9 protein-coding genes and 1 pseudogene are annotated in these 12,706 nt (G+C 53.1%); all 10 read left to right on the top strand.

The window, feature by feature from the left end; all coding sequences use genetic code 11:
• Positions 1–8 precede the first annotated feature (8 nt).
• The 10 genes and pseudogenes from PLF13_08675 to pta all read left to right on the top strand — a co-directional run bounded on the left by PLF13_08675 (position 9) and on the right by pta (position 12,673).
• Positions 9–920: a tetratricopeptide repeat protein gene (locus PLF13_08675; protein HOP07349.1), complete on the top strand. Its 912-nt coding sequence runs from the start codon at positions 9–11 to the stop codon at positions 918–920.
• A 15-nt stretch (positions 921–935) separates the two neighbouring features.
• Positions 936–2,024: a hypothetical protein gene (locus PLF13_08670; GenBank protein ID HOP07348.1), complete on the top strand. Its 1,089-nt coding sequence runs from the start codon at positions 936–938 to the stop codon at positions 2,022–2,024.
• A complete protein-coding gene (locus PLF13_08665) occupies positions 2,008–2,349 on the top strand; it encodes a roadblock/LC7 domain-containing protein (protein ID HOP07347.1) in 342 nt (113 codons plus the stop codon). The genes PLF13_08670 and PLF13_08665 overlap by 17 nt, the downstream gene beginning before the upstream one ends.
• 20 nt (positions 2,350–2,369) lie before the next feature.
• Positions 2,370–2,945: pseudogene (locus PLF13_08660) on the top strand (GTPase domain-containing protein).
• Positions 2,946–3,505: 560 nt separating this feature from the next.
• Complete coding sequence (locus PLF13_08655) at positions 3,506–4,000, top strand: roadblock/LC7 domain-containing protein (protein ID HOP07346.1); 495 nt, start codon at positions 3,506–3,508, stop codon at positions 3,998–4,000.
• An 83-nt stretch (positions 4,001–4,083) separates the two neighbouring features.
• The gene (gene pilB, locus PLF13_08650) at positions 4,084–5,787 is read left to right on the top strand and encodes a type IV-A pilus assembly ATPase PilB (protein ID HOP07345.1); all 1,704 of its coding nucleotides are present in this window, start codon (positions 4,084–4,086) and stop codon (positions 5,785–5,787) included.
• A gap of 146 nt (positions 5,788–5,933) precedes the next feature.
• Positions 5,934–7,010: a type IV pilus twitching motility protein PilT gene (locus PLF13_08645; protein ID HOP07344.1), complete on the top strand. Its 1,077-nt coding sequence runs from the start codon at positions 5,934–5,936 to the stop codon at positions 7,008–7,010.
• 29 nt (positions 7,011–7,039) lie between these two features.
• Complete coding sequence (locus tag PLF13_08640) at positions 7,040–8,236, top strand: type II secretion system F family protein (protein ID HOP07343.1); 1,197 nt, start codon at positions 7,040–7,042, stop codon at positions 8,234–8,236.
• Positions 8,237–8,313: 77 nt separating this feature from the next.
• Positions 8,314–10,035, top strand: coding sequence for an ATP-binding protein (locus PLF13_08635; protein ID HOP07342.1), 1,722 nt, complete (start codon positions 8,314–8,316; stop codon positions 10,033–10,035).
• A 367-nt stretch (positions 10,036–10,402) separates the two neighbouring features.
• On the top strand, positions 10,403–12,673 hold the full coding sequence (gene pta / locus PLF13_08630) for a phosphate acetyltransferase (GenBank protein ID HOP07341.1): 2,271 nt from the start codon (positions 10,403–10,405) through the stop codon (positions 12,671–12,673).
• The last annotated feature ends 33 nt before the right edge of the window (positions 12,674–12,706 follow it).

The following is a 12,706-nucleotide window of genomic DNA, read 5'->3' as shown; positions in this document are numbered from 1 at the left end:
GTATATCAGTGAGCAATACTGTCGATATAGATGAACGGATTGGCAAATGCCAAAAAATCCTTTCTGCCGACCCCAACTCGCAGATATTCGCAGCTTTGGCTGAAGCTCACCGTCGTAAAGGGGAATTGGATAAGGCCTTCAGAGTCTGTCAGAACGGATTGAAAATACACCCGTCCTACGGTTCAGCGCATGTCGTTATGGCTAAGATCAACCTGGATCGCGGACTCTACGATTGGGCTGAAACCGAGGCACGCAAGGCGGCGGAAATTGACGGCTGGACGAGAGCCACAGAACTCCTCCTGGCGGAGATACATATCTACAAGGGTGAGTTCGTTAAGGCTATCAAGCTCCTGTCTCGACTTCATGAGGCCGATCCCAACAACCCGCAGATATCAAGGTTGCTTGACATCGCTCAACAACTGCCCAAGCAGCAACCGCACGTGGCCTCCAACTCTGAGAGTGCGCCGACCATTATCGTTCGTTCAGAAAAGCGCAACAAAACGGCGCCGGTGGCGGATAGTAATGCTTCCGTTGAAGCGACCGCAGCCCCGACCCCGTCCAAGCCGGCCCCGGAGCCGCTGACACCGCCAAGACTGCTCAAGGAAGCAGTCGGGATTTTGGGAGTGGAAGGCGCCGTGTTGATCAACCATGAGGGGCTCATTCTGGAATCGGAGTGGGGCATCAGCGATGACTCGGCCGTTTATGGTGCGACCATTGGCGATGTGGTTAATCATGTCGAGCAGGAATTGATAGAAGCCTGTTTCGGGTCCGTAAAATCGGTACTGATCGAGACTGCTCAGCGGACTCTGTATGTTATCCGGTCCAGCGCCGGTATCTACCTGTTCGTAGCCTCGGCTAAAGCCAACCTCGGCTCGCTACGCATGAAATTGATGGACCTGATGTCACGCCAGGTCGATTAGAGATAAGGAAGCGGTATGCAGATTACACCGAGAACAATCAGACAAGTTATCCTGCTGACAATGCTGCTTGTGATTGTCCCAATGATCGTGTTCCCGGGGCGTTTTGGCACGGATCTAGCCCGTGCATCATGGGTCAGCCTGACACTTGAATTCGTTTTCTACGGCGTTGTCACGCTGGCTTTTCATCGACGCAGCAGTCTGCTTAAACTAGCCCAGGCAGCAGGCATCTGTTTGGTTTACCGATTGGCGGTCGGAGCTCTTCTGGGAGTGGTAATCGCCGCCATGTATTCGATGCAGCTCAAACTGTCGCTGCAACTCGGTATGTTCAGTTATCTCCCGGGTTTGCTGTTTCATGTCGTTGCCACCCCGTTTGTCCTCAAGCAGATCGTTGATTTGACCTATCCGATTGAGAACATGGTGACTGTCGTGACTCAACCGGAGACAACACCTGAGGTAGAATCGGCTGCGCTGCCCGAGCCATCGCGCAAGGCCCCCGAGGCGCCACGCCGGATGCCTGAGCCGCAGCGTCGGACTCCCGAACCCACCCCGGCGGTAGAGACAAGCGGATTCACTTCAATCGCTATTTCCAAGAAAAAAGGTGTCAGCCATGAAGTGACCCCTCCGGCCGAGAATCGCCCGACAGCGACCAGGGCTGATGAGGATATGTCAACGGTACCCGATGCCTCCGCTTCAAAGGGGAACGGATTCGATCAGGCCACGCGTTATATCGGTGAAGACGGTTCGGTGCAGCTGGCTGCCGTGGTTGATCATGAGGGTCTTCTCCTGGGACACTTCAAGCGTGGCGAAATCGATCCGGCCGACTGGGCTCCCTGGGCTCTTAACTTCCGCCAGGTTAACAGCGGTTTGCTCGGTCGTATCAATTTGTCCAATCCTGAGAAAATAAACATTTTTCTGAACGATCGAAAAGTTACGCTTGCTTTCGACGAGTATTTTGCGCTCATGGTGGTGGCGGAACGTCAAATGGATGACTTCCTCAATATCCGCATCAACCAGAGCCTTGAAATGATCCGGAAATATATATCCAACCGATACAGCCCCGCGCTGTTCGAGAACGTGGAGATAGATCATGTACGAAGTGCTTAGCGATCTGAACAAAGCCACGGGCGTTACGGGCTCGATGATCGTGGGTCATGACGGTATCGTTATCGCTGCCGATCTCGATGCCGGGTTTGACGGCGATACGATCGGGGCGCTGGCCGCGTCGATCACTTCGAACATCCAGAAGTCGCTTGAACGCCTGGACACCAGACCCCTCAGCCAGGTTACGATCGAGGCCGAAAACGGGAAGCTGTTTTTTGGCGACGCCGGATTGGGCATCCTCGTGGTTACGACCGAGAAGGAAGTCAATATCGGCTTGGTCCGTCTGGAAATGAAGAATGCCATTAGCAAACTCAGAGTGTCGGCTTAGGCAGGTACGGGAAGGAATCCATGGTTTCAATTAACTATTCGGCTCGCGAGGTCTGCTGCAAGATCGTCTACTACGGCCCGGGGTTGTCGGGTAAGACAACCAACCTGCAGTACGTTCACAGCAAGGTTCCGGGTAATACGCGAGGCGACCTGATTTCGCTGGCCACGGAAGCGGACCGTACTCTATACTTCGATTTTCTGCCGATCAACATCGGAACCATCAACGGTTTCGCCGCCAAGTTCCAGCTCTATACCGTTCCGGGTCAGGTATATTACAACGCCACCCGTAAGCTGGTTCTGCGCGGCGTGGACGGCGTTGTGTTCGTTGCCGATAGTCAACCGGACAAGATGGATGAAAATATCGAGTCGTTGATCAACCTCGAAGAGAACCTGCGCGAGTACGGTTACGACATAGACAACATGCCGCTGGTAATTCAGTACAACAAGCGCGATCTGCCCGGAGTGATGCCGGTAGCCGACCTTGACGCTCGTCTCAATCCCAAAGGACGCCACACCTTTGAGGCTTCGGCCACGGTCGGCAACGGTGTGTTCGATACCCTGAAGCTGATCATTAAGCTGGTTCTTGATAAGGCCAAATCAGGCGGAACAACCTCATCGACGCGTCCTTCGCTTGAGACCAATCCGGTCGCTCATAAACCACAACCGGTTGCGGCCGTGGCTGAAGAGACGCCGATTCAGGCGGTGGCTTCACCGCAACCGCCGTCGCCGCCGCCCAGCGCTCCGACAGCTCAGGCAAATGAGTCTGCCGCAACGGATGCGTCACAACAGCCTTCATTCGATGAACCGCTGCTGGGAGGTCCGGCCAACGCCTCGGCGCCGCCGATGCCACAGGCTGAAGCTCCTCAGACTATGCCGAGTCAGGCAACTCCGGTTGCCGACTCTTCTGATTATCGCCCGTATCCCGGAGACCGCAAGAAATATCCCGAGTCGCCGACTCCTGCCGCGATCGAAACTCCGCAGTCCCACCCGGTAACGGAGAGTCCATCGATGGAGCGACCTGTTCCGGAGAGTGATATGGATCAGATCGAGTCGTCTCGACCGTCGATGGCGCCGCCTTTGAAAAGGCGCAAGACGGAAAAGAAACGCGGATTTTTCAAACGGTTGTTCGGTATTAAATAGGAATAACGGAGGTCTAAATGTCCGAAGATACTCTCATCATTTACGAGGAAGAGACCAGACAGATCGAGACCCTGTTGTCGAAGATGTTAAAGGGCGCCGAAGCGAAGTGCGCTCTGCTGGTTGACAAGGATGGTCACCTGATCTCCCGACAAGGGTTCACGCAGTCGCTTGACACAACCGCTCTGGCGGCGTTGCTGGCCGGTTCTTTTGCCTCGACCAAGGAAATCGCTCGGCTCGTGGGCGAGGACGAGTTTTCGGTGTTGTTCCACCAGGGAAAGAAAGATCATATTCACATGTCCCTGGTAGGCGATCGTTCTATCCTGGTGGTCGTTTTCGACGATCGGACGACGATCGGCATGGTCCGTCTTTACGCCAAGGAAGTGGCGGTAGAACTGGCCAAGGTTTTTGATCAGATCCGTGAGAACGCCAAGAAGGAGGGTGGCAAGAGCGGTATTTCCGACGACTTCGCCTCAATGGCTCAGGATCGTCTGGACGATATCTTTCAGGACTGATCAGCATAGTGAAACGGACGACGGCTGAGCCGTCGCCGAGCTAGGTACACCCACCGGAGAAACATCGCACTAACGGGCTAAGTATGTCTTCAGAACTTGGGGCAATGCTGGTCAAGGCCGGCAAGATCACACCCGAACAAGCCGAGCAGGCTCTCGCACTCGTCAAGGAAAAGAATGAGACGATCGAGTCTGCTTTGGTTCATATAGGTGCGGTCGAATCCGAAGACGATATCGCCAAGTTTGTCGGACAGCACCTGAAAATAGGCGCCCTCCGACTTTCGGATATCGAGCTTAATCCGGAAGTGGTTAAGCTGATTCCTCTCGATATTGCCCGCAAGTTCAACGTCATTGCAATCTCGAAGCTCAACCGCAACCTGCTGGTGGCGATCAGCGATCCGAACAACATCTACGTTCTTGACGCCATCAAGTTTATTACCGGCTGTACCGTCCAGCCGGTCATTTCCCCCGAGAAGGCGATTGAGAAAGCGATTGAGTCTTATTACACCGATTCCAGCGGTCTCTCCGAGATCGTTAAAGGTCTTGAGGAAGATCCCGACCTCGAGGTGGTCGGCACCGATGAAGATGGTCCCTCGGAATCGGATCTGCTCTCGGCTATTCAAGATAAGCCGCTGGTCAAGCTGGTGGACTCGATCCTGTCTGATGCTATCCGTCTGGGGGCTTCGGATATTCACATCGAAATGTACGAGAAACGGATTCGGGTTCGTTATCGTATCGACGGCGATTTGCGTGAAATGGCGCCGCTGCCGTTCAAGTATCGTGCGGCTATCGTCTCGCGCGTGAAAATCATGGCTGAGCTGGATATCTCTGAACGGCGTCTGCCGCAGGACGGCCGTATCAAGCTCAAGATTCACGGGCGAACCGTTGACCTGCGTGTTTCGGTACTGCCGACTATCTTCGGTGAGAAGGTGGTTATGCGTATTCTGGATCCGCAGGCCCTGCGGGTCGATCTCACCCAGTTAGGTTTCCGTAAGGAAGACCTGGGCAAGTTCGACAAGGCGATTCACCTGCCGTTCGGCATCATCCTGGTAACGGGACCGACCGGTTCCGGTAAAACGACCACGCTGTATTCGGCGCTGAAGACGCTGAATACGATCGACGTGAACATCATGACCGCTGAGGACCCGGTTGAGTTCAACTTCGACGGCATCAATCAGGTGGCCGTCAAATCGAACATAGGGATGACCTTCGCAGCTGCGCTGAGATCGTTCTTACGTCAGGACCCCGACATTATCATGGTCGGTGAAATTCGTGACGGTGAAACGGCCGAGATCGCCATTCGAGCCGCTCTGACCGGTCACCTGGTATTCTCTACCCTCCATACCAACGATGCTCCTTCGTCCATTAGCCGTCTGATTGACATGGGCGTGCCGTTCTATCTGGTAGCTTCGGCAACCAAACTGATTATGGCACAACGTATGATGCGCAAGATTTGCCAGCACTGTAAGGAGGAGGTCAATCTGACCCCTGAGCAGGTGCAGAGTCTTATGGTCCCCAAGGACTTGCTTCGTAATATCAGGGCTTTCAAAGGCAAGGGTTGCGATGAATGCAACGGAACCGGTCTCTCCGGCCGAACCGGTATCTACGAGGTTATGCCCATTTCCCGAAAGGTTGAGTCCCTGATATTGGACAAAGCTTCGGATACGGAGATCCGGCGCGTTGCCCAGGAAGAGGGAATGTTCAGCCTTCGGATGTGCGCGGTCGAGAAGATGAAGGCCGGGATTGTATCAATCGATGAGGTCTTTGCCACGACCTCGACCAACGAGTAATAGTCTCTCCACAACCGTCTTATCCCCCAACAGTTTATCCGGTCATAACCGGTGTTTTGGCGTTCAAGAAAGCAGTCCTTCAAGCCGATATAGAGAGAAGACGCCCTTATAGGCCCGTTGACTACAAACATTCTGGAGTAACTTGCATGGTATCTCTGAGAGAGCTGCTGGAAGAAATGGTCAAAATGGACGCTTCAGATCTTCATTTGACCGTCGGATCACCGCCCGTTGTGCGCGTAGACGGCAAGCTGCAGCGTCTGAACTACGATCTGTTAACCAGCGAACAGACCAAAAAAATAGCTTACACGATGCTCAATGAGAAACAGAAACTCAAATTCGAACAGAACTCGGAGTTGGATTTCTCTTTCGGTATCGAATCGATGAGTCGTTTCCGCTGCAATATGTTCATGCAGCGCGGCAACATTGCTGTGGTTCTCCGGCAGATTCCATACGAGATCAGAACTTTCGAAGAACTTCAATTACCCAAAGTAATCTCGACCTTTGCCACCTTGCCGCGCGGTCTGGTACTCGTAACGGGACCGACCGGTTCGGGTAAATCGACTACTCTGGCATCGGTGATCGACAAGATCAACAAAGAACGTCCGGTGCATATTATCACCGTCGAGGACCCGATCGAATACCTGCACCGCCATCAAACGGCTCTGGTTAACCAGCGTGAAGTATACTCCGATACCAACTCGTTCGCATCGGCTCTCAAGTACGCGCTGCGTGAGGATCCTGATGTGGTGTTGGTGGGTGAAATGCGCGATCTCGAAACGATCGAGGCGGCACTATCGATTGCGGAAACGGGCCATTTGGCGTTCGCGACGTTGCACACCAATTCAGCGGCGGAGTCGATTAACCGTATCGTCGACTCGTTCCCGACCAACCAACAGGAGCAGATCCGTATTTCGTTGTCGTTCTCGCTCCAGGCGATCGTGTCGCAGTGTCTGATTCCCAAGATCGGCGGCGGGCGCGTGGTTGCACTCGAAGTCATGGTAGCGACACCGGCTATTCGAGCGTTGATTCGCGACGATAAAGTGCACCAGATGTACTCCATGATTCAGTCGGGTCAGAAATACGGGATGAAAACGATGAACCAGTCGTTGATGGAGCTTGTCCAGGGCGGCAAGATCTCACTCAACGATGCGATGAGCTACAGTTCCAATACCCAGGAATTGGGTGAGATGCTCTCGAAACATAAATCCCCGGCGTTTACCTAGAGCGTCAAGCGATAGAAAGGATTTAACAAATGCCGGTTTTTGTATACAAAGGAAAAACCCTTGCGGGGGCGGCCGTCCAGGGTGAGCTAAAAGCCAAGAGTAAGGCTGACCTGGAACGAGTGTTGCGGCAGAACCGCATTCTGGTCAATTCCATAAGCAAAAAAGCTCCGGAAATTAAGATCAAGTTCGGTACCGGGGTTAAGAAGATCGATGTTTCACGTTTCACGCGTCAATTCGCTACCATGATCGGCGCCGGTTTGCCGATGGTTCAATGCCTTGAGATTCTGTCCGCGCAGACCGAGAGCAGGGAACTGGCCAAGGTTATCGGCCAGGTCAAAGACGGCGTCCAGGGCGGTGCTACTTTGAGTGAGGCGCTTGCGCGTCACCCCAAAATTTTCGATCAGCTTTATACCAATATGGTCGAAGCGGGTGAGGTCGGCGGCGCCCTCGATGCGATTCTCGTTCGTCTTGCCGTCTATCGTGAAAAAGCCGACAAGCTGATACGCAAGGTCAAGGGCGCTATGATTTACCCGTCCGTGGTGGCTTTCGTAGCAGCTGCGGTGACGATCGGTATGTTGACGTTCATCGTTCCGGTCTTCGCCAAAATGTTCTCCGGACTCGGTTCCGAACTGCCGAAGCCGACACAGATCGTATTGGGTATTTCGAATTTCCTCCAGGCCAATTTCCTTTATCTGATGGCAGGATTCATCGGTCTTGTCGTCGGTTTATTCTGGTGGCGTAAAACTCCGGCCGGGGCGCTCAATATCGATAAGACTCTGCTCAAGATGCCGGTATTGGGTAACCTGGTGCGTAAGTCGGCGGTAGCGCGGTTTACCCGCACGCTGGCTACGTTGCTTTCTTCGGGTGTTTCGATTCTGGAGGCGTTGGAGATTACAGCCAAAACCGCCGGAAACCTGGTTATCTCGAATGCCATTAACAAGTCAGTCATGGCAATTGCCGAGGGAGATACTATCACCGGCCCGTTGAAAGAGTCGGGAGTGTTTCCACCCATGGTGACACAGATGATCTCGGTCGGTGAAAAGACCGGCGGACTGGATGAAATGCTTAACAAAATCGCCGACTTCTACGATGAAGAGGTCGATGAGGCCGTCCAGGCGCTGACTTCAGTGATCGAACCGATCGTTATTGTCGTTATGGGTATCGCTATCGGTGGTATTATGGTTGCCATGTACCTCCCGATGTTCGACATCATCGGCAAGATCTAGTTGGTCTCGAATTAGTTAAAAGGATCAACGATAGAAAAGAGACCCAACGGCGCCCTGACCGGGCGCCGTTGGCTATTATGGAAAGAGCGATCAACCATAAGCGCCCCGGTTGGCTCCTGCCGCTTCGTCTGGCCAGTTATGTAATTCTTTTCGTGGTCGTGGTTTTCTGGATGGACTACCCGCACTATTTGCGGGTACCGTTCATTCTCTATTCGATCGCAACGCTGGCTGTGGCGGTTCTATTCGGTCTGCACCGGCGCTATCCGGTAAATTCCGCGAGAACGGTAACGGTAGCGTTGCAGTTCCTGTTTGAGATCGCCATTGAAACCGGAATCGTTTACACCACCGGTAATGTCAATTCTCCTTTCTTTGCACTGTTTCTGCTAACTATCGTTTCAGCGGCTCTGGCTTATAATCTGATCGGTACGTTGATCGTTGCATCGCTGGCTTCGCTCGGAGATGTTTTCATCATCTGGCTGGGCATCGAGTTTTCCGATATCCCCGGAGAGTCCGGATTACGCGGTCTGGATGCGCTTCTGCAGGCGCAGGACTCGATTTTCTACTCGGTTTTTCTGCACCTGCTGATTTTTTACCTGATTGCCTTCATAGCCGGTTTCCTGGCTGAGCGCCTGCGCATTCGTGACCGTCAGTTGGCCGATGCCTCGGCTGCCTTGCGCATGGCCCGCCTCGAAACTGACGATATCCTGCGCCATCTCAATTCCGGATTGCTCACGGTCGATCAGGACGGCCGTTTGATTTATTTCAACCGCGCCGCCGAACGTATTCTCGGTTATAGCGAAGGGGATGTCCGGGGCATGCTCTGTAACGATGTGTTCGCCCAACGAATGCCGCAATTAGCCGAAGCCGTAATGGACGGCATCGAAAACAACACCCAGTATCCCCGAAAAGAGATATCGATCCTCAATGCCCACCGCATTAAAACACCGCTGGGGCTCGCGACTTCCCGCCTCCAGGGGGAAGAGGGCCGTCTACGAGGTGTGATTGCCATTTTTTCGGATTTGACGGATGCTAAAAGACTCGAGGAAAAGGTCCGCGCGGCTGATCGGTTGGCCGCAGTGGGCGAATTGTCCGCTTCAATCGCCCACGAAATTCGCAATCCGTTGGCTGCGATCTCCGGATCGGTTGAAGTGCTCAAGGGAGAACTTCAGGTCGCAGGTGAGAACGCCCGCCTTATGGATTTGATCGTTAAGGAGTCGGACCGCCTTTCTAAAATCACCACGGAGTTTCTTCAGTACGCCCGAATCGACCGGCCAACCATGGCCAAGGTGGAATTGTGTCATCTGGTGCAGGATATCATTCAAGTGGTGTATCACCATCCTTCGTACCATGAGAACATTAAAATCAGTTTTCAGACAAACGAATCGATTGTCTATGTTGTCGGAGATGAGGGGCTGATTAAGCAACTACTGCTCAACATTGCCGTCAATGCCTGTGAAGCAATGGATGCCCAGCCGCACGAGTTGGAATTCTCCCTCGAAAGACCGGAAGAAAGAAACCAGGTGCTCATAAGAGTCACTGACGACGGTCCCGGAATTACCCGGACCAACCTGGCTCGTATTTACCAACCGTTTTTCTCGACCAAGAAGGAAGGGACCGGACTCGGACTGGCGGTGGTGCATCGAATCTGCGCGGCGTTGAAGATCCGCAGCCAGGTGGATTCGATACCCGGGCGAGGGACATCTTTTTCGTTCGTTTTACGTCCTTACGGTTGTCTTGTCCTGGATGACACCACTGAGGTGTTGTTGGTACCGTCCGAACAGCCGGTTGAGTCGGTTTAATCCAATTATTTCCCTATAGCATTTAGAGACAAGCCCGGGCGGCTCTAGCCTCCCGAGCGGTTCATCGATCAGTATGGTGTCTCATAAATTTGAGGGGTATCAGGTGATTTATCCCGCTTATACGTTCGTTTTTTTTCAAAGAGCTGTCCTATGTTAACTGACAGGTAAAAACCGCGGCCGGAGCGGATTTTTCGGTCAATGAACCTTCATTCGTGCAATATGTTGCCTATTATTCGGCAGTTTTACGGTTCCTTTGACTAAAGCCTCGAATTAGCCTTGACAACTGGTTAATAGCGATATATTTCTCGACCTTAAGACTGATTGTTTGCTCGACTTAGAGCAGGAACTTTAGAGGAGCATTTGTGTCATGATCACTAAACAGCAGGCTCTTGACTACCATGCCAAGGGCAAGCCGGGCAAAGTGGAAGTGAATCCCACCAAGGCCTGCGTTACGCAGTTGGACCTTTCTTTGGCGTATACGCCGGGAGTGGCTCAACCATGCCTTGAGATCGCTAAGAATCCCAATGACGTTTATAAATACACTGCCAAGGGCAATCTGGTGGCCGTGGTTTCAAACGGAACCGCCGTTTTAGGTCTTGGTAATATCGGCGCTGCCGCCGGCAAGCCGGTGATGGAAGGGAAGGGCGTTCTCTTCAAGCGCTTTGCCGATATCGATGTATTCGATATCGAATTAAACACCGAGAATCCGGATGAGATCATCAAGGCGTGTGAGCTGCTCGAACCTACGTTCGGCGGTATCAACCTCGAGGATATCAAGGCTCCGGAGTGTTTCTACATCGAAGAGACGCTCAAGAAGTCGATGAACATCCCGGTTTTCCACGACGATCAGCACGGCACGGCGATCATTTCGGCCGCTGCTTTGATCAATGCTCTTGAGATTGTCGGCAAGGATATCAGTAAAATTCGTGTCGTATACTCCGGAGCCGGCGCTGCGGGAATCGCTTGCGCCAAGCTGTACTGTTCGTTGGGAGTGAATCCGGAAAACCTCCTGATGGTCGATTCCAAGGGTGTGATGTACGAAGGGCGCGGTGACTCGTTCAACCAGTACAAGGCGCAATTCGTTCGCAAAACCGATTGCCATACTCTGGCCGACGCTATGAAGGGCGCCGATGTGTTCGTAGGAGTATCGGTGGCGAATACGGTTTCCAAAGATATGGTCAAATCAATGGCCAAGGATCCGATCATTTTTGCCATGGCCAATCCGGATCCGGAAATCACTTATATTGACGCCAGTGAAGTCCGCAAAGATTTGATTATGGCGACCGGGCGTTCGGATTATCCGAACCAGGTCAACAATGTGCTGGGTTTCCCGTTTATCTTCCGCGGTGCTCTGGATGTTCATGCCACGGCGATTAACGAAGAAATGAAAATCGCAGCGGTTAAGGCTTTGGCTACTCTGGCCAAGCAGGATGTCCCGGAAGAAGTGGCCAAGGCTTACCATGTGGACCATTTCAAGTTCGGGCGGGATTATATCATCCCGAAGCCGTTCGATCCGCGTATCCTGGTCTGGGAGGCCTCGGCGGTGGCACAGGCGGCTATCGAGAGTGGTGTTGCCCAGCGTCAGATCGATATGGAAGAATACAAGCAGCAGTTGGATGTCCGTATCGGCAAGGGACGGGTGATCATGCGCGTTATGAAAGAACGTGCCAAACGCCGTCCAAAGCACCTCGTATTCCCGGAAGGGCAATCGGTGCGTGTACTTCGTGCGGCTCATATTCTCACCATGGAAGGGATTGCCACACCTACTCTTCTGGGTAATCCGGAAGCGATCCGGGAGTTGGCCGATCAACATGAAGTCGATATGGACGGAATCAAGCTGATCAACCCGAATACTTCCGATAAAGGCGAAGAGTACGCTGCCCGGTTGTTCGAGAAGCGTCAGCGTAAAGGGGTAACCATGGCGAAAGCTCGCGCTATGGTGAAAGACCCCATTCACTATGCTCTCATGATGCTCGAACAGGGAGATTGTGATGCTGTGTTGTCGGGCGCTCAATCGGATTATCCGACAACCCTGCGCCCGGCTCTGCAGATTGTTGATCTCCAGGATCATGTCTCGCATGTGTCCGGCCTGTTCGTGATGATACAGCGAGGAGAAGTTTATTTCTTCGCGGATACCACGGTTAATATAAACCCGACCGCCGAGCAGTTGGCCGAGATCGCTCTTGGAGCGGCGCGGGTGGTCAAAAACGGTTTCCATATTACTCCGAAGATTGCAATGCTGTCGTTCAGTAATTTCGGCTCAGCCCCTCATCCGGAATCTGAGAAGGTGGCAGAAGCAACCAGGATAGCGAAGCAACTGGCTCCTGATCTGGAGATTGACGGCGAGATGCAGGCCGATACGGCCATGATGCCTGAATTTATGGAACGGCATTTCCCGTTCTCAAAGCTCAAGGAACAGGCCAACGTGTTTATTTTCCCCAATCTGAGTGCCGGTAATATCGCCTACAAGCTGACTCAGCGAATGGGTGGCTTCCAGGCTGTCGGACCGATCCTGATGGGACTGCGTAAGCCGGTGTATGTTCTGCATCGGACCAGCGATGTCAACCAGATCGTTGATCTGGCGACAATCGCGATTGTTGATGCTCAGGTGGGAGATACCAGTTCGCGGACTCTTTAGTCGATTCCTTATAATATCTTCACCGGCCGCGGC

This window comes from Candidatus Zixiibacteriota bacterium (assembly GCA_035380245.1).
GTDB lineage: Bacteria > Zixibacteria > MSB-5A5 > GN15 > FEB-12 > DAOSXA01.
Note: the sequence above shows the minus strand (reverse complement) of the source record. Positions and strands in the feature narration are given on the sequence as shown.